Below are 24,082 nucleotides of genomic sequence, written 5' to 3'. Positions count from 1 at the left end.
CATCGACCCGGCCATTCAGAATAGTGGGCGTGTCATGCCGGGTGTTTCATGTCCGACTGAGATTTTGCTGCTTTCTTAGCCACGCAGGCTGGCGGGCGGTGGCTCGACGGCTGACAGCTCTTTGTAAACTGCATCGGGCAATTCCAAAGCTGCTGCCGCGATGTTCTCTTCAAGGTGCGATGCGCTAGAGGTTCCCGGAATTGGGATTGTTGCCTCAGAGCGTTTAAGCAGCCAGGCGAGAGCGACCTGAAACGGCGTCGCGCCAAGCTCTTTTGCCGCTTTATCGAGGGCCGCATTCGCGAAGCGGTTCTGACCCAGCGGCGCCCATGGCAAGAAAGCGATGCCATTCTGCTCGCAATAATTGAGCACATAGTCCCATTCGCGGTCGGCGAAGCTGTAGCGGTTCTGCACAGAGACGATGGGAACGATATTGCGGGCGCGCTCGATGTGCTCTTGGGTTACGTTCGACAGCGCGACATGGCGAATTTTGCCCTGACTGCGCAGTTCGGCGAGAGTTTCCATGGACGCGTCGAAAGAGACGGCGGGATCGGGAACGTGAAGCTGGTAAACGTCGATGCGGTCAAGACGCAGGCGCTGTAGGCTGCCTTCAACCGCTTTTCCAAGATGCTGCGGGCTGGCGTTGTGTACCCACTGGCCGGGGCCGACGCGCTCCCATCCGCCCTTGGTGGCGATGACCATGCCTTTTGGATAAGGATGGAGAGCTTCGGCGATAATTTCTTCGGAGACGTTGGGGCCGTAAGAGTCAGCAGTGTCGATGAAGTTGACTCCAAGCTCGACGGCGCGGCGCAGAGTTGCAAGAGCGGCCGGTTTATCAGCGGGCTGTCCCCAGATGCCTTTGCCAGTGAGGCGCATGGCTCCATAGCCCATTCGGTTGACGGTGAGGTCGCCACCGAGGGTAAAGGTTCCGGCGGCTGCGGCGGAGATGGCTTGGGTCTGGGGCTGGCTCTGGCTCATAGGGGATGCTCCAATGGCTCCATTCTAAAATGAAGAATCTCAGATGAGAGGGTGGGCGATGGCCACTGCGAAATTGTTGATGCTGGCGGGCGACTACGTTGAGGATTACGAAATCATGGTGCCTTTCCAGGCGCTGCGGATGGTCGGGCATACGGTCGATGTCGTTTGTCCGGATAAGAAGGCCGGGCAATTTGTGAAGACGTCGATTCATGACTTTGAAGGCGACCAGACGTATACGGAAAAGGCGGGGCACAACTTTCAGTTGAATGCCACTTTTGCCGATGTTCGCGCTGAAGACTATGACGGGCTGATCATTCCGGGCGGACGCGCGCCGGAGTATCTGCGCATGAACAAGAAGGTGCTGGAGATTGTGCGGCATTTTGCTGATGAGAATAAGCCGATTGCGGCGATCTGCCATGCGGCGCAGGTGCTGATGGCGGCGGATGTGATTGCGCGCAGGAACGTGAGCGCTTATCCGGCATGTGCTCCTGAGGTCGAGATGGCGGGCGGGAAGTACATTGAAGTTGCGATGACCGATGCCGTCGTAGACGGGAATCTGGTTACCGGGCCTGCGTGGCCAGCGCTTTCGTCGTGGATGGGGAAGTTTCTTACTGTGATTGATACGTATCTGGCGGCAAAAGCACAACCTGTTGGAGCGTCGATCGGTTCGGCTACCGTTGGAATGACGAATCTTGGTTAGGTGTGCATCATAAAATCCGTTTATCTACGCCTGCTGAAAATGTTACCGGGGCTAAAGCCCTTTTATTTTCCTCCTCGTTTTCGCTGGGCTAAAGTCCAGCGCTTCTACCCAAAAACGCTTTGTTAAACGCGGTGAATGGAGCTGTTCACTTTTTGAGGGAACCACTTCGATACAGGGTTGGCTGTCTTTTCATCAATTCGCCATTGACGGAAAGCGAGAGCGGCGCTACTCTGACCCCATTAACGGCGAAGATTTGGTGCCAACTGCCAATCCGTTGTTCCGGATGCCGCATCCAATGAATGTGGCGCCAATTACGCTGTATTCCGCCCCCCGACTCCATATAAACCACTTACGCATGGCGGCTATGCCTGTAGCCGGCATGGGAGGTCATTTCTCCACTTGATGAGAAAAGAGCTGGAAATTACGCCGAACCTTGAGCCCCTGTTTGGGACCCGCGATGAAAATCTGAGACTCATGGAAGATTCTCTCCATGTGCACATCGACCTGAAATCGGATGCTGTGCAGGTGGAAGGTCCGCAGGAGGTCCTTGTCCGCGTGGAACGCATCTTCAGCGACTACGAGCAACTGCGCCGCAACGGAGTGAACCTGCAGAATGGCGAGCTCCACGGGATGTTGAAGTTGGTGGTGGCCGATCCGGCAGTGACGCTGCGAAGCCTGGTGGAAAGCGGGAAGCAGCGATCGGCGGGAATCAAGCGGATGGTGCAGCCGCGCTCGCTCAACCAGCGGCATTACGTCGAGGCGATTGAGCAGGCAGACATGGTTTTCGGCATCGGACCGGCGGGCACGGGCAAGACGTATCTGGCTGTCGCGATGGCGGCGTCGGCGCTGCTGGCGAAGAAGGTGAGCAGGATTGTGTTGGTACGTCCAGCGGTGGAAGCGGGCGAGCGGCTGGGCTTTTTACCAGGCAGCTTGCAGGAGAAGGTCGATCCGTATCTACGGCCTCTATATGACGCGCTTTATGATTTGCTGGAGCCGGAGCGCGTGGACAAGATGCTGGAGCGCAACGTGATTGAAATTGCTCCGCTGGCCTTCATGCGCGGACGCACATTGAACGACGCGTTCATCATTATGGATGAGGCGCAGAACACGACCAGCGAGCAGATGAAGATGTTTCTGACGCGCCTGGGCAACAATGCCAAGGCCGTGATTACCGGCGACATTACGCAGATCGACCTGCCGAATCCGCGCAAGTCGGGACTGATTGAGGCGATGAACATCCTCGACGGCGTGGATGGAATTCGCTTTGTCCGCTTCGAGGACGGAGACGTGGTGCGCCATCACCTGGTGCAACGTATTATTCGCGCCTATGACAGCTTTGGCCGCGCACAGCAGGAGCTTCCGCTTACGATGCAGGAACCAGGCGAGACGCGAGCGCCGTCGAAGCCTCAGTAGATTCTGACTGATTGCTGTACCATCAAACTTACAAGGGCTGGCATTTGTCAGCCCTTTTCTCCTTATGATCCTGATCGAACCAACTGCTGCATCGAACCAAAGTGAGTTAAAAGCGGGCAAGGCCGCGCTGAAGATGCAGGAACTGCGTGCATTTTTGACGAAGGCGAAATCGGCGGTTGGATTGCGCGGCGAGGTGTCGGTGCTGTTGGCTACTGATGCAACAGTCCGCGCTCTGAATCGCAACTTTCGCAAGAAGGACAAGCCGACGGATGTGCTTTCGTTCCCGGTGGATGAGTTTCCGGGTGATGCGCCGAAGCAGGCGGGTGATCTGGCGATATCCATTGAGACGGCGCAGAAGCAGGCGGACGAGCATGGTCACTTGCTGCAAATCGAAGTAAAGATATTGATGCTGCATGGCCTGCTGCATCTGGCTGGCTATGACCACGAGACGGACAAGGGGCAAATGGCGCAGAAGGAGAGCGCCCTGCGGAAGCAGCTTGATTTGCCTGTAGGGCTGATCCAGAGGAGCGCGCCCCCGGCGAGGAAAAACGCAGCAGGTAAAGCACGGAGTGGTAGGCGATGAACATAGAAGCAGCGATATTGATTTTTCTATTGCTGATTGTCCTGACGCTGTCCTCGTATGTGGACCGGCTCTATTCGGAGATGGGGAAATTTCTCTCCCGCGAATTCCAGGAAAACATTGATGCATGGGAAAAGCTTGTGGAGCCGAAGCTGGGGCTGAACCGCGACCGTGTGATGCTTTCCGCAGCGGTGCTTTCGCAGCTTTCACTGGCCTGCCTGACACTCATCTTCGGAATGCTGCTGTTCGACCGCGCGTCAATTACCGATAGGCCAACCTACGGCGAGATTGGGCAGGCAGTGCTGGGCGTGGTGATGGTGATCGCGATCTTCAACCGGCTGCTGCCATTTGTGTTCTTCACCCGCACGCGTGGGCTTTGGGTGGTGCGCGTTCGCTGGCTGCTGCAAGCGCTGTTCTACCTGGTGCTGCCGATCACGCTGTTTCTTGGCTTTCTGCTCTCAATTGCCGCACTGGCTGAGGCACCAAAGCCGACGGAGGAAAGCACGTCTTCATCAGAAGCGGTTGAGGCGCTGATCGAGGCCGGTGAGGAAGAGGGAATTATTGAGAAAGATGACCGGGAGCTTGTGCGGTCGGCCGTCGAGTTTGGTGACAAAGTAGTGCGCGAATTGATGACGCCGCGTCCGCAGATGGTTACGATTTCCGGGTCGGCGACGCTGGAAGAACTGCTGCAGTTGATTGAGAAGCACCCGGTATCGCGCGTGCCGGTATATGAAGGGACGCTTGACCAGATTACCGGCATCGCGCTTGCGCATGACCTGTTGCGCGTGAGCGATGAGTCTGCGCGCATCCGGAAGGTTGCAAGTATTCAGCGTCCGGCGGCATTTGTTCCAGAGACGAAAAAAGTGAATGAGCTGCTACGCGAAATGCAGCGCGAAAAGCACCACATGCGGATTGTGATTGACGAATACGGCGGCGTGGCCGGCCTGGTCACGATTGAAGACCTGCTGGAAGAGATTGTGGGGTCGATTGCGGACGAGCATGAAGAGGATGAATTAGAGCGTCCCAAACGCGACACGGATGGCTCGTGGCTGGTGCCTGGAGGCTTGGATATTGAGCGGCTAGAAGAGCTGTTCGGCGAGCGTTGGGAGATGCCCGAGGACTACGAGGCAACAACGGTCGCCGGGCTGGTGAGTGAAGCGGCGGGGCGGATTCCCATGCCGGGCGAAGTGGTGGAGGAAGACGGACTGCGCTTTGAGGTGCTGGCTTCGACCGACCGGCGGATTGAGCGGCTGCGCGTCTCGCGAAAGCAGGAAGAAGAGGCTACGTCGTAGATTTTCGCGGCCAGATTGCAGCGATGATGGAGAGCAGCGCGATGAGCGCAATGAGGGTCTGCGAGATCACGCAGTAGAGGCACCATATCTGAAGGATGCGCGCCTCGATGCTGGTGAGATAGAGAGCGTAAGCGAGTCCTGCAAGCGACGCTATGACCAGCAGGCGCCTGCGTCGGAGCAGCGCGAGGATTGCAATGACGACGTAGCCGGCCATGCCGATGGCGGCGACGGGAAATCCGTGAATTACGGAATAGCGGCTGTGGTTGACGATACCGCAATCCCAGTGCGCGTTGATGTCGCAGGGCGGCGCGTCCATGGAATAGTGAATGCGAAGCGCGAGCGTGGAAACAGCGAATCCGGCAATGGCGAGCAGGGCAATGAGGTAACGCATAAGCGATGATTCAAGTCTAATGTCTTGGACTACAAGATAGAATTTTGGTGAGGGATTTTATGCTGAGGAGTCTGTTTGCATTCGCCGGGGCCTGTGTGCTGGTTTTCGCGACCGCGGGGCAGAGCATCGCTGCCGTTGATCAAAGCGCGCTGAAGCCGCCGCCGGGAGCGAAGGTGGCGCTGATTGAGTTTGCCGATCTAGAGTGCCCCAGCTGCGCGCACCAGAACCCCCTGCTGAAAGACGCCGTGGCAAAGTATCGTATTCCGTGGGAGCGGCATGATTTTCCCATCCAGTACCATCGCTGGAGCATGCAGGGGGCGGTGAATGCGCGCTGGTTCGACACCAAGTCTCAGAAGCTGGGCGACGAGTATCGCGATGCGGTGTTTTCGAACCAGTTGAGCATTGAGACGCCCGACGATCTGCGGTCGTTCACCGACAAATTTGCGAAAGATCACGGAATTGCGATGCCGTTTGTGATTGATCCCCAGGGCAAGCTGGCTGCGGCGGTAAAGGCCGACTACGAACTGGGCATGCGGCTGGGCGTGCATCAGACGCCCACGGTTTGGATTGTGACCGATAAGCACGGCGTGACAAACGCGACCGAAGTGACGGATTTCAGCAAGCTCTATTCGATGCTGGATGCGGCGGTGGCCGCGACTGGCGGGAAGTAGTGTTCCGTTCTGGATTTGTTTCGATTCTTGGCCGGCCAAATGCCGGCAAATCGACATTGCTGAATGCGCTGGTGGGCGAAAAGGTCGCAATTGTCACCAGCAAACCGCAAACGACGCGCACGCGGATTCATGGCGTAGTCGAAGTTGCGGCTCGGAAAGGGAAGCATCCGGCGGCGCAGATTGTTTTTGTGGATACGCCCGGCGTGCACAAGCCGGGGTCATGGCTTGACCGGCGCATGATGCAGGAAGTCCACGATGCGCTGGAGAGCCGCGATGTGGTGCTGCTGATGGTGGATGCGACGCGGCGTCTGGAGTTGGGTGAGAGTCGTGGCGCAAGCGAAGACGCGTTCGTATTTGAGCTGATCAAGAAGCTCGATTGCCCGGTGTTTCTTCTGATTAACAAGATTGATCTGGTTCGGAGAGAAGAGCTACTACCGCTGATTGCGCAATTGAGCGCGCTGCATCCGTTTGCCGAGGTGTTTCCGATTTCGGCGCGTAAGGGCGATGGACTGGACAGCCTGGTCACAAAGTTGATTGAGTATCTGCCGGAGGGACAGCGCTATTTTCCGAAAGACCAATATACGGACCAGCCGGAACGGTTTCTGGTTGCGGAGTTAATTCGCGAGCGCATTCTGCAGGAGACAGGCGAAGAAGTCCCTTACGCGTCTGCTGTGGTTATTGAACGGTTTGAAGAGCCGGACGCGCGTGCGAAAAATCCGCTGACGCGAATTTCAGCAGCGATCTATTGCGAGCGCAAAGGACAGAAGGCAATCCTTATCGGCAAGGGCGGAAGCAAGCTGAAAAGCATTGGCACGAATGCGCGCAAGGAGATCGAATCGCTACTCGGGACGCGGGTGTTTCTTGAGCTGCATGTGATTGTGGAAGAAAACTGGCGCGAACGGCGCGGGTTTGTTGAATCGCTGGACTGGCGGAAGCAGTTGGAGGATCTGGGGGAAAAGTAGTGATGGCGACATTTTGTTGAGTGCATAACTTTCCCATCCTTTCGCAAACAACGCCAAAGTATGGGGCGCCCATTTTCGTGCTCCTGCTGAAAGAAAGAAAAACAAATTCCGCTTCCCTTCGTTCCACTCAGGGTGAGGGTCAGAAAGACATCCCTTAAGAGATAGTTTTATTCGCGGACGCTAATGCCAAGCGTTCGCATTTTTCGATACAGGTGACTGCGTTCGAGGCCGAGTGATTCGGCGGCGCGGCTTATGTTGCCGTGGCACTCGTCAATTTTTTTCAGAATGTAGTCGCGCTCATAGGCTTCGCGCGCCTGGTGCAGGGTGCTGAAGTCTTCACCGCGCCTGCTGACGCCGCGATGCACCAGCATAGGCAGGTGCTTGCGCTCGATGCGCGGGGCCTGCGGGTTGAGTATCAGGACCCGCTCGATCAGGTTTTTCAGTTCGCGCACATTGCCGGGCCAGTGGTATTGCTTGAGCAATTCGATCGCGTCTTCGGCTATATCGAGGCGGGAGCGGCCATACTCGCGGCCGAATGCGCGCAGGAAGTCACGCACAAGCAGCGGGATATCTTCTTTGCGATCGCGCAGCGGCGGAACATAGAAGGGAATTACGTTGAGGCGATAGAAGAGGTCTTCGCGGAAGTTTCCTTTGGCGATTTCTTCTTCAAGATTCTTGTTGGTGGCGGCGATGACGCGCACGTCAACGCTCATCGCGTGGGCAGCGCCTACAGGTGTAAAACGCTGCTCGTCGAGGGCACGCAAGACTTTAGCCTGTGTTTTCAGGCTCATGTCGCCTACTTCGTCGAGGAAGAGCGTGCCTCCGTCCGCACGTTCAAAAGTGCCGCGTTTTTCTGCCGGGCCTCCGGGGACGGTGCTGTTGCGGTAGCCGAAGAGCTCGCTTTCGATGTAGTCCTCGGGGATAGCGGCGCAATTCAGCTCGACGAAGACGCGCTCGCGGCGCTGGCTTTCGGCATGAATAGCGCGCGCGATGAGCTCTTTTCCGCTGCCAGATTCGCCGAAGATGAGGACACGGCCATTAGTCGGGGCCATGAGCCTGATCTGCTGGCGCAGCGCTTTTGCCGGCACGCTTTCGCCGGTGATGGGCGTCTGCAAAGCGAGCTGACGCTTGAATTCCATGTTCTCGCTGCGCAGTCGCTTGGCTTCAATCGCATTTTTGACGACGATGAGGGTCCGTTCGAGAGAGAGCGGTTTTTCGAGGAAGTCGAACGCTCCGAGTTTCGTCGCTCGTACCGCTGTTTCAATCGTGCCATGTCCGGAGATGATGATGACCTCGGGCTTATTCTCGGTTTCGAGCGAGCGAACATCACTTAAAACCTCAAGACCATCGCGGTCAGGGAGCCAGATATCGAGGAGCATTACGTCATAGCTGGCGTCGCGCAGCAACACCAGCGCTTCACTGGCAGTCCCGGTGCTGGCAACGGCATAGTCTTCTTCGCGAAGAATTTCTTCAAGGAGCTTGCGGATGTCTGCTTCGTCGTCCACAACCAGGATGTGATTCATCGAGCGGCCTTGTCGAAGGAGATCTGATTGTGTACGGGTTGTGCAACTTCGCTACCGTTGATGTTAGCCAGCGGAAGCTCGATGATGAAGCGGGCGCCTAGCGGGTAGTTCTGTTCGGCGCGGATGGCGCCTTGATGATCCTGAATGATTTTGGCTGCGATGGCGAGTCCAAGTCCGGTGCCGCGCTGCTTGGTGGAGAAGTAGGGAAGGAACAGGCTGTCGCGGGTCTCGTCAGTAAGGCCGTGGCCCGTGTCAGTGATCGTGACCTCGGCCATTTCGTGATGATCAGTAAGCCCAGTCTCGATAGTAAGCACGCGCAAGCGGCTTTCCTGCATGGCTTCGGCGGCGTTGTCGATGAGATTGGCGAGCGCACGCTTCAGCGCCTCCGCATCAGCCATTACGAATGGAAGCTGCGGCGTAAGATGCACATCGACGCGGAGATCGCCCAAACGGTCCTCAAAGAGGCGCAGAGCATTCTGCACGATTGAGTTGAGGTCAGCGGGCTTAGGATGCGCCGTGGGAAACTGCGCCAGAGCCGCGAATTGATCGACGAGGGTACGCAGCGTCTCGACTGAGCCGAGGATGATGTCGCTACAGGAGCGAATGACACCAGGTGACTCAAGTGTATTGCGGTCGATGTGGCGCTGAATGCGTTCCGCGGAAAGCGCGATGGGCGTAAGCGGGTTTTTGATTTCGTGGGCGACGCGCTGGGCGACTTCTTTCCATGCAAGCTGCCGCTGCGCCTGAAGAAATTCCGTGACATTTTCAAGCACCAGGATGGAACCGCGCCGGTTCTGTCCAAGCTGAAGCATAGCCATGGTGGCAGCAAGATTCAGCTTGCCCTTGGGGTTGCGCATCTCGAATTCAGTTGCGGCGACGCCCATGCGTTGCGCGCGGCGGGCGAGCAGCGTGAGCTCATTGGCAATGTCTTCAGGAACGATGCTTGTCAGTCGAATGCCCTGGAGAGACTGCGGCGCGCCGGGAGGCAGAAGATCGGCGAAGGCCTGGTTGGCCTGCGTGATGTGCAATGCTGCGTCGAGCGTGACAACACCGCCAGGGATGGTTTCGAGGATCGTTTCCAGTTCGCGGCGGCGTTCTTCGAGTGCTGTATTGGCCTCGAAGAGCTGCGATGTAGACTGCTCGGCGATCATTCGGCTCTGTTCAAGGTCGGCAGCCATGTGATTGAACGCCTGAAGCAATTCACCCAGCTCTTCGGTCGCGGAGATGCTAACACGCTGCTGGTAATGTCCGGCGGCAATCTCGTCCATGGCATCAGCCAGATTTTCAAGCGGGCGCGTGATTTGTTTCGAGAAAAACCAGGCGAGCCAACTGCTGGCGAAGAAGGTGAGCGCGGTGAGCAGCAAAAGCAGGAGCAGGTATGTGCTGCGGATGCTGCGGCGCTCGCGATAGACGGCCCAGTATTGCTCTGTTCCGGCGCGGATTTGATTTACGGTCGTGCTCAAGCCGGAGGGAAGCGGCAAGCCGACAACGATAATTCCGGCGCCTGAAGTCGTTGCCATGCCAAGCGCGTAATCGATGTCGCCGATGGTGAGCACAGGCTCGTCGGTGCGCTGCGCGGTCTTGCGAATGACGGATGTGAATTGCTGCGCATCATGAGATAGCGCCGCAGCATTGTCCATCCAGGCGCTGACTTTGATCGGGCCATTCGCTGGCGGTAATTGATATTGCGCGATCACTCTTTCGTCGCGATAGATGACGACGAAACCGCCCTGCAGGGTGACGCGATGCGTTCGGATCTCATCGAGCAGGGCATTTGTGTTTCCCGCTTGGTAATTGAGGGCGATGGCTTCTGAGCGGGCGAGCGATTCGGCTTCCGCGCGCGCGTTCTGCGTGACATAGTGGGACAGCTCAAGCGCGATGCGGGTCGAGTCCTCGCGCAACTGCGAGACCGGTTGCGAGAACCAGCGGTCGATGGAGCGGTTCATCAGGCCGAAACTGAAGAAGAACATGAATGCCGCCGGCGCGAAGGATAGGAGCAGTGCTCCCACTAGCAGCCGTGAGCGCAGACGTGAGCCGAGTACGCGGCTGCGGCGGTCGGCATAAATTTTAAGGATGTTGCGCGACAGGAGCACCAGCAACAGCAGGAACAGCAGGAATACAACGACAGTGAGCGTGGTAAAGAGAAAGATTGCGGCGACGCTGTGGGGATAGAGGAAATTCAATCGGAAGGCGTTGAGCGACGCCAGCACAAGAAGCAGTACGAGCGCTATCACGCCCAGCGCAGCGATGGTGGTGCGCTTGTGCTTCATGATTGGCATTCCAGCATTATAGGCGCTTGGCTGGTCAAATCTTTTTTGATAAGTTGCGCTGCTAAGGCAGCGAAAGAGATGGCCGCTCGGTCAGCTTCTATGCGAGCAATTCGCGGACAGGCTTCCAGCTTTTCTTCTGCGATTTCGCTACAGGCTCACAGGTGAGGACGCCTTCATAGGTATTGACGCCGTCGCGGATGCCATCATCTTCGAGGATCGCTGTCTTCGCGCCGCGATGCGCGAGTCGCATGACGTAGGCAAAGGTGGCGTTGGTCAATGCGAGCGTTGAAGTGTTGGGTACTGCGGCCGGCATGTTGGTCACACAGTAATGGACCACACCATTGACTTCGTAGGACGGCTTGCTGTGCGTAGTGGGCTTTGCTGTCTCAATGCAGCCGCCCTGGTCGATGGCCACATCGACGATAACTGCGCCCTTCTTCATCTTTGCGACCATCTCTTTGGTGACGATCTTGGGTGCGGCTGCTCCGGGAATGAGCACACCGCCAATGACGAGGTCGGCTTCCTGTACAGTGCGGGCGATGTTATAGGAGTTGGAGGCGAGGGTGAAGAGCTTGCCGTTGAAGATGTCGTCGAGTTCGCGGAGACGGTTGAGATTCAAATCAACGATGGTGACTTTTGCTCCCATGCCCACGGCGATCTTTGCCGCGTTGGTGCCAACGATGCCACCGCCGATGATGCATACATTGGCTGGAGGGACGCCGGGAACGCCGCCAAGCAGCAGGCCGCGTCCGCCCTTCTCCTTTTCGAGATACGATGCGCCGACCTGCACTGACATGCGTCCGGCTACCTCGGACATGGGAGTGAGCAGCGGCAGCGTTCCCGCCTTATCGCGAATAGTCTCATAGGCGATGCCGGTGACTTTCTTGCTGAGGAGCTGTTCGGTGAGATCGGGGACTGGCGCGAGGTGCAGGTAAGTGAAGAGCACGAGTCCTTCGCGGAAGAAGCCGTATTCTTTTTCGATAGGCTCTTTCACTTTCACGACCATGTCGGCTTTGCCCCAGACGTTATTGGCCGAGCCGACGATTTCCGCGCCAGCGGACTGGTACTCGTCATCGGTGAAGGCAGACAGCTCGCCGGCATGAATTTCGACGAGCACTTTGTGGCCCGCGTCTGTAAGCGCTTTTACGCCCGCGGGAGTAATGCCGACGCGGCTTTCGTGGTCTTTAACTTCCTTCGGTACTCCGATAATCATGCGTGTCGCTCCCTGGCACGAACTCTCTATCTTACAGCAGTGTGCAACCGCAACGGAGGGGCAACTGGATGCCATTATTCCTGGAGATGGCACGCAATGGCCACGCGAGAGATTACTAATGGCGGAAAAGTTGATTACCTTAGATAGCATCGAAAGAGTGAAAGCGATTATTAAAAGGTAGTTGCGAACCTGAATTTATGTGAAATAAACTAACCCGAAGGTAGAAAGAGCACTTCCTCCGCAGCATCGATTTGGGCCTGGTTTCTCCGGTTCGTATCTCCCCCTCAAAAATAGTGGTTGAACGTTGCCAAAGTTTAGGTGCAATTTACCTGATAAATTCAACCAGCGAGATTCCGTTGCACGTTAATTACGGCGTCTGCTGATTTTTCTCGAGGGCGTAGACATGAAGAACATTCTGAAGAAGTCACTCTTAGCAGCCGGACTCGCGCTTGCACTGGGCACCGTGGTCCAGGCAGCCCCTCTGCCTCCAACGCCAGCGCCGCCCAGAAAAGCTCCCGAGCTTGATCTCGGCCTGGCAATCAGCGGGATAGCTTTGGTTGCGGGCACACTTGTGGTCTTACGCTCACGCCGCAAAGCGTAAACCGGAGCACACTTCTGAACAGTTCTTTAGACAGCGCCTTGACCGGGAGCAACAAAGCCCAGTCAAGGGCGCTGACTGCCTTACCTCGCCATCTTCTGGGACGGCTGTGTTTCCTTGCTTGTGTTCTGGCGACTGACTGCATTCTGTCAGCTAGTTTCCCGCACGACATAGAGCTTTTTGGACCTGTCGCTCGTTTTGGCATTGTCGCTCTAGCGATGTTTATCGGGCTTGGGTATTCGAGCCTGAAGATACAGCGTGAGGATCTTCAGTTCGGCAGCAGATTATTCACGGTGCACATTGTTTGCGTTGTTGTTGTTGTATGCCTTGGCTACGTGACTGCGTCCCGCGGACTCAACGCTGCTTTCTCACATGCTGCACCTTTTGCCCTTCGCGCTGCACTCCTGTTGGGAATCGCATTACTCGCCCTGGCTTGTGTTCCGCTGCGAACCTGGATTCAGATAGTACGAATCACGAACCCATTGTGGCTCTATGCCTGTGGTGCTGGCTTCTTTGCAGCCATTTTGCGGAGCCCGCTCCAATCGCTCTGGGATGGGTCGCTTATCGATCGCGGGCGTATCTTGCAGGTGGCTGTATTCCACTCGGTGCATGCAATCCTTCGATTATTTCTACCTGATATTACGGTTGACCCAGCGAGTCTCGTGATCGGAACGCCACGTTTCGCAGTCATGATTGCGAAGGCGTGTTCCGGGATGGAGGGCCTCGGACTGATGATGGTCTTCACAATTGCCTGGCTTCTGTACTTCAGGAAGGAGGTCCATTTTCTACGAGCAATCTTACTTGTCCCCTTTGCTCTGGGATGCGTGTGGTCGTTTAATGTTGTGCGCATCTGCGCCATTGTTCTCATTGGCGACGCAGGTGCTCCAGACATCGCAATGGTAGGTTTCCACTCTCAGGCTGGTTGGATCGCCTTTACGCTCGTTGCGTTGGCCTTCTCGATGGCTACCCAGAGATTTTCCTGGATACGAAAAATGCCTCGCCCGGCTGCTGTTCATACTGGCGATCCCGCGAACGCGGATGTAAGGAGAGTGGTCGATGAGACTCGGGTCGCGGGAGAGTCTCCGGCAACCGCATCATATCTGGCACCGTTCCTCGCGATTTTGGCCGCTTCATTCATTTCCAGGGCGGCCTCGGGGCATTTCGAATGGCTTTACCCTTTACGCTTCTTCGCTGCTGCTGTGGCCATCTGGCGCTTCCGGCATGAATACAGAAAGCTTGATTGGCATTTTGGCTGGATGGCGCCCGTAGCTGGAGTGGCCATTTTCCTGGTGTGGGTTGCGCCGGTTTTGTTGTCGAATGGACGTTCGGCCAGCCTTCTGGAATCAGAGCTGATGGCTCTTTCCCCGGTTATGCGTTTTTCGTGGATTGGGTTCAGGGTTGCCGCTGCCGTAATCACGGTGCCTATCGCAGAGGAACTCGCCTTTCGCGGTTATCTGTCGCGCCGGATCATCAGTTCGGATTTTGCTGCAGTGCCTTTTTCCAGATTAACTGTGCTCTCGATTGGGCTTTCGTCAGCGGCCTTCGGGCTGATGTATGGTCAACACTGGATAGTCGGCATTCTCGCCGGCGTGGCTTATGCTGTCATAGTCAAGTGGAGAGGAAGAATTGGCGATGCCGTCATCGCACATGCCACCAGCAATCTGTTGCTGGCGGCATGGGTGCTTGTATGTGGTGACTGGGGCCTCTGGTAGCCGCCACAAATCGCCTTCCTTCAATCTATCTGCGCGCGCTGCAGTTTGTCGGAATAGTCGACATAGACTGATTTCCAGGTTGTATAGAAGTCGAGCGCGCCGGTGCCGCCCTCACGATGGCCATTGCCAGTCTGTTTGACGCCGCCAAAGGGTAGGTGGACTTCCGCGCCGATGGTGGGCGCGTTGACGTAGGTGATGCCCGCTTCGAGATCGCGCATGGCGCGATAGGCATGGTTCACATCGCGCGAGTAGAGCGCAGTTGAAAGACCGTACTGGATGCCATTGGCGATAGCCAACGCCTCGTCGAAACTGTCGCACTCAATCAGACTGACGACCGGACCAAAGACTTCTTCCTGCGCGATGCGCATCGTTGGCTTCACTCCAGCTAAGACGGTCGGGGCGAAGAAAGTTCCATTGGCGTAGGAGCCTTCCGTGAGGCGCGCGCCGCCGCAAAGAAGCTTTGCGCCTTCTTCCTGCGCGATTTTGCTGTATCTGGTTGAGGTCTCGATCTGCTGTTCGTTGATCTGCGGTCCCATTTCAATGGACTCGTCGAGGCCGTTGCCTACCTTGAGCGTTTTGGCGCGGGCCACGAGCTTTTCGGTGAACTCAGAGGCAATCTTCTTGTGCAGAATGATGCGGCTCGTGGCGGTGCAGCGCTGGCCAGCGGTGCCGAATGCTCCCCAGACGGCACCGTCTAACGCCAGGTCGAGGTTGGCATCGTCGAGGACGATCATGGCGTTCTTGCCCCCCATTTCGAGGGAACAGGGCTTGAAGTTGGCAGCCGCGGTCTGGCCGACAATGCGGCCTACTTCCGAAGATCCAGTAAATGACACAGCGCGTACGCCAGGATGCGAGACGATGGGTGCTCCGGCGTCGGGGCCGAATCCGGTAACGATGTTTACGACACCTTTAGGCAGGCCCGCGTCGATGAGCGTCTGGACGAGGTTGAAGGTCGAAAGCGGCGTGTCTTCTGCGGGCTTGATAACGCAGGTGTTACCGCAGACGAGCGCGGGGAAGAGCTTCCACGAGGGGATCGCCATGGGGAAGTTCCAGGGCGCGATCATGCCGCAGACACCGACCGGCATGCGCACAGACATGGCGAACTTGTCTTGCAACTCTGAGGGCGTGGTCTGGCCGAAAAGACGGCGTCCCTCACCAGCCATGTAATAGGCGGTGTCGATGGCCTCTTGCACGTCGCCGCGCGTTTCGGCAATGACCTTGCCCATCTCTCGGGTCATTTCCTGTGCGTATTGCTCCTTGCGCTGTTCAAGAAGCTGGCCAGTGCGGTAGAGGATTTCGGCGCGCTTGGGAGCGGGGACGATCCGCCATGTCTTATAGGCTTCTGAAGCAGCTTCGACGGCGGCGTCTACATCGTCTGCGCTGGAAGATTGGAACTCGCCGATGACGTCGTTTTTGTCGGCAGGATTAATGTTCAGAAAGGTCTTGCCGGATTTTGCAGCGACCCATTCGCCGCCGATGAGGTTTTTGTAGAGTTTGTGAGACATGAATTCTGCTTTCGTGAATGCGGAATAAGCCAAACCAGAAAGGATACAGGATGGTGCGAAAGGCTGCACTCGACATGGAGGATGCATCGTGAAGATTATGGAAGTGTAATAGATCCCAAGAAAAACCTAAGAATTCCACCTGCTCCTTCGGTGCAGTAATTGCCGCATGGCCTTACAATAAGTGAAGTCCCTTAAATAAAGCATTTCTTCATGTCATCGAACGGTTTTTCTTCGCGCTCTTCGCGGTCGCACGGCGTGCGCTCGCTGTTCAGTGTTTTTTCCAGTGATCTGGCCATTGATTTAGGCACTGCCAACACGCTCGTCTATGCCCGGGGCAAGGGCATTGTGGTGAATGAGCCCTCGATTGTCGCCATCAATAAAAATACGGGCGAGGTCGAGGCCGTGGGCAAAGAGGCCAAGGAGATGCTGGGCCGCACCCCCGGCAACATCGTCGCCATCAAGCCGATGAAGGATGGCGTCATTGCCGACTTCAAAGTCACGGAAAAGATGCTGAACTACTTCATTCAGAAGGCGCACAACCGCAAGATGCTGGTGCATCCGCGCATCGTGATCGGCGTACCCTCTGAAATTACGCAGGTGGAAAAGCGCGCGGTTGAGGATTCGGCGTACCGGGCCAAGGCGAGCGAGGTGTTTCTCGTCGAGCAGGCCATGGTGGCCGCGATTGGCGCAGGTCTGCCGATTACCGAGCCTTCGGGCAACATGGTCGTTGATATCGGCGGCGGAACGACCGACATTGCCGTGATTTCGCTGGCCGGCATTGTTTATTCGCGCTCGGTGCGCATGGCCGGCAACCAGATGGACGAGGCGGTGATGAACTACCTCAAGCGCAAATACAATCTGTTAATTGGCGAGCGCACTGCGGAGCAGATCAAGCAGGAAATTGGGTCGGCGTATCCACTGGACAAGCCGTTGACCATGGAGATCAAAGGCCGGAACCTGATCGAGGGCGTGCCCAAGACCATCACCATTGACGACAGCGAAATTCGCGAGGCGTTGGGCGAGTGCATTTCGACCATCATGAATGCGATCCGCGTGGCGCTCGAGCGGACGCCGCCCGAGCTTTCCGCCGACATCAGCGACCGCGGCATTGTGCTGACCGGCGGTGGAGCGCTCATCAAGAACCTTGACAAGCGCATTCGCGAGGAAACCGGCCTCCCGGTTTCGATTGCGGATGATCCGTTAGCCAGCGTGGTTCTGGGCACGGGAAAAATGCTCAGTGACTTCCGTTTGCTGCGTAAGATCAAGATTGACTAGTTGATTAGTTGTGACTTATCACGCAAACGGTTCACAATATTGAGCATCAGGCATCAGTGCCATGGAATCCTTCTTTAGCCGTTACAAGAACGCCCTGGTCCTGATTGTGGTGCTTCTGGCGCAGGTAATCGGGGTCGCCATCCAGGTGCGCCGTCCGCTGCCCAAAGAACACGCGCAGCCGGACGCGGGTGGCGTGCGCCTGATCCGGTACTGGGCGATCAATCTGGTGTCGCCGCCGGAGCGCTTCGTGCATTGGATGGGCGCAGGCATTATCGGCGTCTGGGACAACTACCTCGATCTCATCCACGTTCGGCAGCAGAATAAAGACCTTCAGGCGGAGATTGATCGCCTACGTATTGAAGAAGGCGGCATCGTAGAAGATGCGCGTCAGGGACAGCGTCTGCAGCAACTGCTAGCTTTTAAAGAGAAATACGTCTACAAGACGCTTCCCGCGCAAATTATCGGCACGTCGGGCTCGGAGCAGTCGCGCATCCTCTCCATTAACAAAGGATCGAAGGATGGCGTGGGCGTGGATATGCCGGTCATAACGCCGGACGGCATCGTCGGGCGGGTTCGCGAGGTCTTTCCTCATTCCAGCCAGGTGCTTGAAATTTCAGACCCGACCAGCGGCGCAGGCGTGATTCTCGCCACGACGCGCATTCGCGGCATTCTGCGGGGCAATGGACTGGGCCAGCCGCAGGTGGTCAACATCATGCCGGACGAGCGCATCAAGACGGGCGAGCCGGTGATTACCAGCGGCGGCGACCAAATTTTTCCGCGCGGAATGGCGGTCGGGGTGGTGGACCGCGTGGTTCCCGATCCCGATCATGATCCTCTGGTCGATGTCCTGATCCGCCCCGCCGCGAACCTTTCACAACTGGATGAGGTCCTGGTAATTACCAACATGGGTGACCAGGTCACGCCGAACCAGAAGCTGGACATGATGCAGAGCGAGGCGGCGGCGGACGCCCAGCAGCTTAAAGCGTCAGAGATTCTGGCGGAGCGGCTGCCGAGCCGTATTGATCCGGACGCGCCGCAGACCGACGATGAAAACAGCGACGACTCGGCGGATGCCGAGGGCGAGGGGATTGCCCGGCCCATGCGGCCTCCAGCAGCGCTGCATCCTGACCGCTTCACTCCGAATACGACGCCTGCGGCAGATACTCTGACACCGGGTGCGCGGCTTGCGCCACAATCGGAAGGCACAGGCACTACAACCGCAGCCGTAGCAAAACCGCATGCAGCCACGCCTTTAAGCAGCGCTGCCAACAGCGACGGCGATACAACGGAGACCGCCACTGTTATGCCGAAGAAGAAAGCGCCTGAGGTGGTTCCTGATGATGGAAGTCGTCCGCCGACCACCATGGCAATGCGGCCCGCTGCTTCAACGCCGACAACTACGCTGCCGGCAGTTTCGTCTGCCAGCGGCAGCGAAACGAATCCGGCTACGCATGTTGCGATTCCACGTCCAGCAATAGACGCAGAACAAAACACGGCTGCCCCTCCTGTGGTGAAGACGAGGGTGATCACGGACGGACCGCTGCCATCGGGCGCGAAGAAGACAACTCCACCGACGGCCTCGGCGCTTAATCCGCAGCCGCACGTTCCCACAACGCAGGCTCAGAAGGCTCCGGGGACGCCAACGGTTCAGCATAAAGGGCCTGAGCTGGTTCCCGATGACGGCAGCCGTCCACCGCCGACTATGCTGGTGAAACCAAAACCGCAGCCCCAGCAGACAGTCCCTGTGCAGCAGCCACCCCAGGGAGACATGCAATAAATGGCCAGACTCATTGCCGCCTCGCGTCATGAAGTCGAGGTCCAGCCTTATCCGCTGATCGTATTTATTCTGGCGCCGCTGCTGGCCCTGGGACTGCAGTCGTTTGTCTCGCTACATTTTCAGCGCTTCGATATTCTTGATCTGCCGCTGCTGGTAACCATCTATTTTGCTATCACGCGACGGAATCCAGTTACCGGAACGATAGCCGGCGCAATCATCGGCATCGCGCAAGACGCGCTCACACGGCAGCCTCTGGGCATCTTTGGCATCTGCAAGTCAATCATCGGATATCTTGCGGCTTCTCTGGGCGTGCGCATCGACACGGAAAGCCATCTCACGCGGGCCCTGCTCACTTTTGGCTTCGTTTTTCTGCACAGCGGAATGTACTGGCTGCTGGTGCGGCGTCTGTTGGCGCAACCCTATGTCTGGAGCTGGGTGCACGAGCTGATTCGCGCGCTGATAAATATGGTGGTGGGAGTGATCCTGTTTGCGCTGCTCGATCTTGCCAAGCAGAAGGAATACTAGCGCGTGATTCGGGTCCTTAAACGGTTTGCTGTCATCCTCTGCCTATTTCCACTGATGGCTCATTCCCAGACGAGCAGCGGCGCTGAAGATCGCGCTTATTCCATTACGGTGATGCAGCGGCTGGCCGATCCAGTGCTGACGGCGCTTGCCGCAAACCGCCTGAAGCAAACCATGCCGGTTGAGGGGCCTCCAGACCGCGCGGCGTATACGCATCTTGAGGTGCTGGCAAGATTGCTTTCAGGCATGGCTCCATGGCTAGAGCTTGGACCGGACAACAGTCATAAAGGTCGGTTGCGTGTGCGGTATATCAAGCTGGCGGTGACTGGAATCGGGAATGCTACCGATCCGAAATCGCCGGATTACATGAATTTCAGCAAAGGCCAGCAGCCACTGGTGGATACCGCATTTCTGGCGCTGGCTCTATTGCGCGCGCCAAAGCAGCTCTGGGGAAACCTCAATCCAGCACAGCGCGCCAATGTGGTCGCTGCCTTCAAGTCGAGCCGGGTCATCCGTCCTCCGCAGAACAACTGGCTGCTGTTCAGCGCGATCATTGAAGCGGCGCTGTGGGAGTTCACCGGCGAGTGCGACATGCAGCCCATTGAGACCGCCGTGGACCAGCACATGGCCTGGTACAAAGGTGACGGCGTCTACGGAGACGGAGCGCACTTCCACTGGGACTATTACAACAGCTATGTCATTCATCCCATGCTGCTTGAGGTACTACGGGTGTGCGCTGCAAAGCAGCATCCGCTGGGCAAGCTGTACGACGAGGAACTGGCACGGGCGCAAAGATATGCGGTGATTGAAGAACGCCTGATTGCGCCGGACGCGACGTTTCCTGTGCTCGGGCGATCAAGCGCCTACCGGTTTGGCGCGTTTCAGGTGCTTTCTGAGATGGCGCTGATGCATAAGCTGCCTGCGTCGCTTGATTCGGGTGCGGTGCGGTCGGCGCTGACGGCTGTTATCAGGAAGATGATCGAGGCGCCGGGGACGTTCGACGCCCACGGATGGCTGCAGATTGGCGCTGTTGGGCATCAGCCTTCCATCGGGGAAGGGTATATTTCAACCGGAAGTCTGTATCTTTGCGCGGTTGGCCTGCTTCAGCTTGGGCTGCCGCCGGACGATCCTTTCTGGACTGTGCCAACGCGCGACTGGACGCAGAAACGTATCTGGGCTAGCCAGGACGTTTCAACCGACCATGCCATCCCGAATTGATTCGATGAAGCGGATTGGTAACGCGCCGGAAACAGCGCAAGCGCGCGTTTTGCGGGTATTCTAGAAGCAGGTTTCGCAGTAGTGTCCATGCTCAATCGGGAAGAAAAGCTACCAGGTTTCAAGCTGACGGTCATCCAATATGGAATCGTCGGGATTCTTCTGGTGCTGGTTTTCGGCCTGTGGCGGCTCCAGGTCATCGGCGCAGAGAATTATCACGCGCTGGCCGAGGCCAACCGCATCCGGAAAGTACCGATTCTTGCTCCGCGCGGCAAGCTCTTTGATCGCGAAGGACGATTGCTGGTCGATAACTATCCTTCCGTCTCATGTTATCTGGTGCGTGAGCAGGGCCACGACTACATCGGCGATCTGCCGATGATCGCGCGTGGGCTGAACATGACGGTGGACCAAATCCAAGCGATTCTTAAGAAGTATCGCACCGCGCCGAAGTATCAGCCATTGCCGCTCAAGCAGGACATCACTCCGGATGAGCAGGAGTTTATCGAAGCGCACCGGGATGACTTTCCCGAACTGGAAACGGTTGAGGAACAGCGGAGGTTGTATCCGAAAGACGGATTTGCCGCGCATCTGATCGGGTATGTTGGCGAAGTCAGCGAAGACATGCTCAACAATCCGCAATATGCCTACTATGAGCCGGGTGACGTTGTGGGCAAATCGGGCGTCGAGCAGTCATACGATGCCATCCTGCGCGGGCAGGACGGTTCGCAGGACGTAATCGTTGACAGCCACGGCAGGGAAGTGGGCAAGCTGGGAACGGAACATGCCGTTCCGGGCAAGAGCCTGAAGCTGACGATTGACGTTGACATCCAGCGCGCAGCCGAAAATGCGCTGGGCGACCGCAACGGTGCGATCATCGCCATGGATCCACATACGGGTGAAGTGCTGGCGATGGTCAGCCGTCCGTACTTCGATCCAAATGATTTTGCCGTTCGCATTGGGCGCGATGAGTGGAACAAGCTTGTCACCGATCCAGAACATCCGCTGCTTAACAAGGCCATTCAGGCGCAACTCGCGCCGGGTTCAACATTCAAGATCATTATGGCTGCAGCAGGTCTGGAAGAAGGCGTGGCGCAGGATATGAAGGTGCACTGCTCGGGCGGCGTCAGCTTGTTCGGGACTTATCAGAAGTGCTGGGTGCACAGTGGGCATGGCGAGGTCAACATCAGCAAAGCTATTTATCAATCCTGTGACGTTTTCTTTTACACGCTGGCGGCCCGGTTGGGGATTGAGAAGATCGCCAAATGGGCCCATGCGTTTGGCATCGGTGAGAAGACCGGAATTGACCTGCCGAACGAAGCGTCCGGCACTATGCCTTCAGAAGAGTGGAAGATGCGCGTCTTCCATCAGCGATGGTATCCCGGCGAAGTGACTTCGGTTGGTATCGGCCAGGGCGCGGTGACGGCTACGCCGGTGCAGATGGCGAGGGCGATTTCCGGGATTGCCTCGGGCGGGGCCTTCAAGCGCCCTCATGTTGTGTTTCCCGATGAGTTGCCGGCGGACTACAGGAAAGCGATGTATGACACTTTCTCCGGTTCGGGAGACAAAATAGTGCCTCTCGATTCTGCGAGCTGGGAGACGATTACCGATGCGATGGCGCTGGTGCCGACTCCAACCGGCACTGATGCGAGCGCGCACCTTGATGGCATTGACTTCGCCGGCAAAACAGGCAGCGCCCAGACGATGAGCAACGCCTTGGCCGCGCGTCTCGGTCATGCCCATTCCATGAAAGACAATGCCTGGTTTGTTGGCTTTACGCCGCGACGTAATCCGGACATCGTGGTCTGCATTTTGTTCGAAGCTGGCGAGCACGGAAAGCTGGCTGGGCGTCTGGCTGCTCGCGTGATCGAAGCTTATGTGAATAAGCAGCGACGCCTGGAAAATAATCTCATCGCCAAAGCTCCAGCGAAGGTGGATGTCGGCGCACTTTGGGACAATCCCATCGATCCGAAGATTTTTGGCGGCAAGCAGGTTGTGAAACCTAAAGGTGATCAGGCAGAAATGTGGGGCGGGCATTTTTATCTGACCGTACCGCCGGTGAAAACCAGCACTGTAGCGGCAGCGATGTCGCCGGTGAATTAAGATGCGGCGTCTTATTACATTTCGTGATTTTGACTGGACCCTGCTCGGGTTTGTGATGGTTCTTTCCATCATCAGCATTCTCGAGATCTACAGCGCAACGCTGCATACCAAGTTTGTCGGCTTTCACAAGATGCAGATGCTCTGGCTGCTCAGCGGGCTGGCGGCGATGTTCATCTTTTCCGTCATCGACTATCACATCCTGGTGGACTTCATTCACTGGATTTACGGCTTCTGCGTAGTGTCTCTGGTTGCCGTGCTTGCGGTTGGGACAAAAGTGCTGGGCGCGCGGCGCTGGATCAAGCTGCCCGGAGGCATTCACTTTCAGCCCTCGGAATGGGTGAAATTAGTGCTGATTGTGGCCGTTGCACGCTATTTTGTCGGCCTCTCAGGACGGGAACTGTCCTGGAAGGACATCTTCAAAGCGATGGCGATGGTCGGCGTGCCCATGCTGCTGGTACTGAAGCAGCCTGATCTGGGTACTGCCCTGACTTACTCCCCGATCTTGATCGTTGGGCTGTTCCTGGGCGGAATTGACTGGAAGAAGGCGGGAATCATTCTGCTGGTTGGGCTGCTGGCGGTTGGCGTGGTCTGGAAGAGCGGCAAGGTCCTCAAACCATACCAGAAAGCCCGTCTTACCAGCTTTATGAATCCCGACAACGATCCGCAGGGTACCGGTTACCAGATTCGCCAGTCGCTGATTGCAGTGGGTGATGGCGGCGTTTTTGGACGCGGGGCGACGAAGGGAACGCAGACACAGGGCGACTTTCTGCCGATTCCGTATACAGACTTTATTTTTGCCGCGTTCTGCGAGGAACACGGCTTTATCGGCGCGATGGTTGTCTTGCTGCTATACTTTTTGATATTGATGCGTTTGATTCAAAACGCTCAAACAGCCGCGGACCTGCCAGGAACGCTCATTGTGATGGGCGTGGTGGCCGTTTTGATCTTTCAGATCGCGGTCAACATCGGCATGGTGATCGGGCTGATGCCAGTCACCGGAATTCCTTTACCGTTAATGAGTTACGGCGGATCTTCGGTGCTGTTCACGTTTCTGGCTCTGGGCATGGTGATGAATGTCCGCATGAACCGTTTCGTGAACTGAAGGCGAACAGTTTTAGTAGCCCTCCCGCCTGGGTGCGGGACTGAATTTAGGAAGTTTAAGGAATTTAACTATTTAGCCGGCCGTGGTGGATCACCGGGCCGGTCAGGATCAGGAATGAGCGCGCTGAGACGGGTAACGGCCCCGCCGATTGAATTGGTTGAAGCGGTCACAAACTCTTTGCGCCCGGACTATTTCCCGGAAAGTCTTCCGAATATATCCCATCTCTTTGACGGACCTCCGCCTGGGCGCGAGCAGTCCTTAAAAACCTTGTGGATACCGGTCATCT

General features: G+C 57.0%; 20 protein-coding genes. 14 read left to right on the top strand and 6 right to left on the bottom strand.

Annotated elements, in window-relative coordinates; genetic code table 11:
- Positions 1-75 precede the first annotated feature (75 nt).
- On the bottom strand, positions 76-975 hold the full coding sequence (locus VEV40_RS06905; protein WP_324831114.1) for an aldo/keto reductase: 900 nt from the start codon (positions 973-975) through the stop codon (positions 76-78).
- Positions 976-1,033: 58 nt separating this feature from the next.
- On the opposite strand from VEV40_RS06905, the gene VEV40_RS06900 reads away from it, so the two are divergent.
- From VEV40_RS06900 to VEV40_RS06885, 4 genes are all read left to right on the top strand, one after another.
- The gene (locus VEV40_RS06900) at positions 1,034-1,675 is read left to right on the top strand and encodes a DJ-1/PfpI family protein (RefSeq protein WP_324831113.1); all 642 of its coding nucleotides are present in this window, start codon (positions 1,034-1,036) and stop codon (positions 1,673-1,675) included.
- A gap of 402 nt (positions 1,676-2,077) precedes the next feature.
- Positions 2,078-3,088 carry a PhoH family protein gene (locus VEV40_RS06895; protein ID WP_414637821.1) on the top strand — a complete coding sequence of 337 codons (1,011 nt, stop codon included), beginning with the start codon at positions 2,078-2,080 and terminating at the stop codon, positions 3,086-3,088.
- 64 nt (positions 3,089-3,152) lie between these two features.
- Positions 3,153-3,671, top strand: coding sequence for an rRNA maturation RNase YbeY (gene ybeY / locus VEV40_RS06890; protein WP_324831111.1), 519 nt, complete (start codon positions 3,153-3,155; stop codon positions 3,669-3,671).
- Positions 3,668-4,960: a hemolysin family protein gene (locus tag VEV40_RS06885; RefSeq protein WP_324831110.1), complete on the top strand. Its 1,293-nt coding sequence runs from the start codon at positions 3,668-3,670 to the stop codon at positions 4,958-4,960. The genes ybeY and VEV40_RS06885 overlap by 4 nt, the downstream gene beginning before the upstream one ends.
- Here VEV40_RS06885 and VEV40_RS06880 read toward each other — a convergent pair.
- Positions 4,950-5,351: a vitamin K epoxide reductase family protein gene (locus tag VEV40_RS06880; RefSeq protein WP_324831108.1), complete on the bottom strand. Its 402-nt coding sequence runs from the start codon at positions 5,349-5,351 to the stop codon at positions 4,950-4,952. The genes VEV40_RS06885 and VEV40_RS06880 overlap by 11 nt on opposite strands.
- 59 nt (positions 5,352-5,410) lie before the next feature.
- Between VEV40_RS06880 and VEV40_RS06875 the strand changes: the two genes are divergently transcribed.
- On the top strand, positions 5,411-6,022 hold the full coding sequence (locus VEV40_RS06875; RefSeq protein ID WP_324831106.1) for a DsbA family protein: 612 nt from the start codon (positions 5,411-5,413) through the stop codon (positions 6,020-6,022).
- Complete coding sequence (gene era, locus VEV40_RS06870; protein ID WP_324831105.1) at positions 6,022-6,984, top strand: GTPase Era; 963 nt, start codon at positions 6,022-6,024, stop codon at positions 6,982-6,984. The genes VEV40_RS06875 and era overlap by 1 nt, the downstream gene beginning before the upstream one ends.
- Before the next feature lie 167 nt (positions 6,985-7,151).
- Here the strand turns inward: era and VEV40_RS06865 are convergent, their stop codons facing one another.
- The 3 genes from VEV40_RS06865 to ald all read right to left on the bottom strand — a co-directional run bounded on the left by VEV40_RS06865 (position 7,152) and on the right by ald (position 11,990).
- A complete protein-coding gene (locus VEV40_RS06865; RefSeq protein ID WP_324831104.1) occupies positions 7,152-8,507 on the bottom strand; it encodes a sigma-54 dependent transcriptional regulator in 1,356 nt (451 codons plus the stop codon).
- Positions 8,504-10,777, bottom strand: a complete 2,274-nt coding sequence (locus VEV40_RS06860; RefSeq protein ID WP_324831103.1) for a sensor histidine kinase — start codon at positions 10,775-10,777, stop codon at positions 8,504-8,506. Before VEV40_RS06860 ends, VEV40_RS06865 begins: the two co-directional genes overlap by 4 nt.
- Positions 10,778-10,874: 97 nt before the next feature.
- Complete coding sequence (gene ald, locus VEV40_RS06855) at positions 10,875-11,990, bottom strand: alanine dehydrogenase (protein WP_324831102.1); 1,116 nt, start codon at positions 11,988-11,990, stop codon at positions 10,875-10,877.
- A 403-nt stretch (positions 11,991-12,393) separates the two neighbouring features.
- On the opposite strand from ald, the gene VEV40_RS06850 reads away from it, so the two are divergent.
- Together VEV40_RS06850 and xrtE are read left to right on the top strand one after the other, a co-directional pair.
- Positions 12,394-12,591, top strand: coding sequence for a hypothetical protein (locus VEV40_RS06850; protein ID WP_324831101.1), 198 nt, complete (start codon positions 12,394-12,396; stop codon positions 12,589-12,591).
- Between the two features lie 215 nt (positions 12,592-12,806).
- On the top strand, positions 12,807-14,300 hold the full coding sequence (gene xrtE, locus VEV40_RS06845; protein ID WP_324831100.1) for an exosortase E/protease, VPEID-CTERM system: 1,494 nt from the start codon (positions 12,807-12,809) through the stop codon (positions 14,298-14,300).
- A gap of 20 nt (positions 14,301-14,320) precedes the next feature.
- On the opposite strand, the gene VEV40_RS06840 is transcribed toward xrtE, so the two are convergent.
- Positions 14,321-15,805, bottom strand: a complete 1,485-nt coding sequence (locus VEV40_RS06840) for an aldehyde dehydrogenase family protein (RefSeq protein WP_324831099.1) — start codon at positions 15,803-15,805, stop codon at positions 14,321-14,323.
- Between the two features lie 210 nt (positions 15,806-16,015).
- Between VEV40_RS06840 and VEV40_RS06835 the strand changes: the two genes are divergently transcribed.
- The 6 genes from VEV40_RS06835 (at position 16,016) to rodA (ending at position 23,796) form a co-directional block, all read left to right on the top strand.
- Positions 16,016-17,080 carry a rod shape-determining protein gene (locus tag VEV40_RS06835; protein ID WP_324831097.1) on the top strand — a complete coding sequence of 355 codons (1,065 nt, stop codon included), beginning with the start codon at positions 16,016-16,018 and terminating at the stop codon, positions 17,078-17,080.
- A gap of 61 nt (positions 17,081-17,141) precedes the next feature.
- Positions 17,142-18,857, top strand: coding sequence for a rod shape-determining protein MreC (gene mreC, locus VEV40_RS06830; RefSeq protein ID WP_324831095.1), 1,716 nt, complete (start codon positions 17,142-17,144; stop codon positions 18,855-18,857).
- On the top strand, positions 18,858-19,382 hold the full coding sequence (mreD, locus tag VEV40_RS06825; protein WP_324831094.1) for a rod shape-determining protein MreD: 525 nt from the start codon (positions 18,858-18,860) through the stop codon (positions 19,380-19,382).
- Positions 19,383-19,436: 54 nt separating this feature from the next.
- A complete protein-coding gene (locus VEV40_RS06820) occupies positions 19,437-20,597 on the top strand; it encodes a DUF2264 domain-containing protein (RefSeq protein WP_324831093.1) in 1,161 nt (386 codons plus the stop codon).
- Between the two features lie 87 nt (positions 20,598-20,684).
- Entirely contained in the window at positions 20,685-22,694 is a 2,010-nt protein-coding gene (gene mrdA, locus VEV40_RS06815; protein ID WP_324831091.1) for a penicillin-binding protein 2, read from the top strand.
- Between the two features lies 1 nt (position 22,695).
- The gene (gene rodA / locus VEV40_RS06810; protein WP_324831090.1) at positions 22,696-23,796 is read left to right on the top strand and encodes a rod shape-determining protein RodA; all 1,101 of its coding nucleotides are present in this window, start codon (positions 22,696-22,698) and stop codon (positions 23,794-23,796) included.
- The last annotated feature ends 286 nt before the right edge of the window (positions 23,797-24,082 follow it).

It is taken from the genome of Alloacidobacterium sp., assembly GCF_035631355.1.
Lineage (GTDB): Bacteria > Acidobacteriota > Terriglobia > Terriglobales > Acidobacteriaceae > Alloacidobacterium.
Note: the sequence above shows the minus strand (reverse complement) of the source record. Positions and strands in the feature narration are given on the sequence as shown.

Excerpts from the sequence above, each read along its gene's own strand:
- VEV40_RS06905 (WP_324831114.1), bottom strand. The coding sequence starts at position 975 with ATGAGCCAGAGCCAGCCCCAGACCCAAGCCATCTCCGCCGCAGCCGCC.
- VEV40_RS06900 (WP_324831113.1), top strand. The coding sequence starts at position 1,034 with ATGGCCACTGCGAAATTGTTGATGCTGGCGGGCGACTACGTTGAGGAT.
- VEV40_RS06895 (WP_414637821.1), top strand. The coding sequence starts at position 2,078 with ATGAGAAAAGAGCTGGAAATTACGCCGAACCTTGAGCCCCTGTTTGGG.
- ybeY (WP_324831111.1), top strand. The coding sequence starts at position 3,153 with ATGATCCTGATCGAACCAACTGCTGCATCGAACCAAAGTGAGTTAAAA.
- VEV40_RS06885 (WP_324831110.1), top strand. The coding sequence starts at position 3,668 with ATGAACATAGAAGCAGCGATATTGATTTTTCTATTGCTGATTGTCCTG.
- VEV40_RS06880 (WP_324831108.1), bottom strand. The coding sequence starts at position 5,351 with ATGCGTTACCTCATTGCCCTGCTCGCCATTGCCGGATTCGCTGTTTCC.
- VEV40_RS06875 (WP_324831106.1), top strand. The coding sequence starts at position 5,411 with ATGCTGAGGAGTCTGTTTGCATTCGCCGGGGCCTGTGTGCTGGTTTTC.
- VEV40_RS06865 (WP_324831104.1), bottom strand. The coding sequence starts at position 8,507 with ATGAATCACATCCTGGTTGTGGACGACGAAGCAGACATCCGCAAGCTC.
- VEV40_RS06860 (WP_324831103.1), bottom strand. The coding sequence starts at position 10,777 with ATGAAGCACAAGCGCACCACCATCGCTGCGCTGGGCGTGATAGCGCTC.
- ald (WP_324831102.1), bottom strand. The coding sequence starts at position 11,990 with ATGATTATCGGAGTACCGAAGGAAGTTAAAGACCACGAAAGCCGCGTC.
- VEV40_RS06850 (WP_324831101.1), top strand. The coding sequence starts at position 12,394 with ATGAAGAACATTCTGAAGAAGTCACTCTTAGCAGCCGGACTCGCGCTT.
- xrtE (WP_324831100.1), top strand. The coding sequence starts at position 12,807 with ATGTTTATCGGGCTTGGGTATTCGAGCCTGAAGATACAGCGTGAGGAT.
- VEV40_RS06840 (WP_324831099.1), bottom strand. The coding sequence starts at position 15,805 with ATGTCTCACAAACTCTACAAAAACCTCATCGGCGGCGAATGGGTCGCT.
- VEV40_RS06835 (WP_324831097.1), top strand. The coding sequence starts at position 16,016 with ATGTCATCGAACGGTTTTTCTTCGCGCTCTTCGCGGTCGCACGGCGTG.
- mreC (WP_324831095.1), top strand. The coding sequence starts at position 17,142 with ATGGAATCCTTCTTTAGCCGTTACAAGAACGCCCTGGTCCTGATTGTG.
- mreD (WP_324831094.1), top strand. The coding sequence starts at position 18,858 with ATGGCCAGACTCATTGCCGCCTCGCGTCATGAAGTCGAGGTCCAGCCT.
- VEV40_RS06820 (WP_324831093.1), top strand. The coding sequence starts at position 19,437 with ATGGCTCATTCCCAGACGAGCAGCGGCGCTGAAGATCGCGCTTATTCC.
- mrdA (WP_324831091.1), top strand. The coding sequence starts at position 20,685 with ATGCTCAATCGGGAAGAAAAGCTACCAGGTTTCAAGCTGACGGTCATC.
- rodA (WP_324831090.1), top strand. The coding sequence starts at position 22,696 with ATGCGGCGTCTTATTACATTTCGTGATTTTGACTGGACCCTGCTCGGG.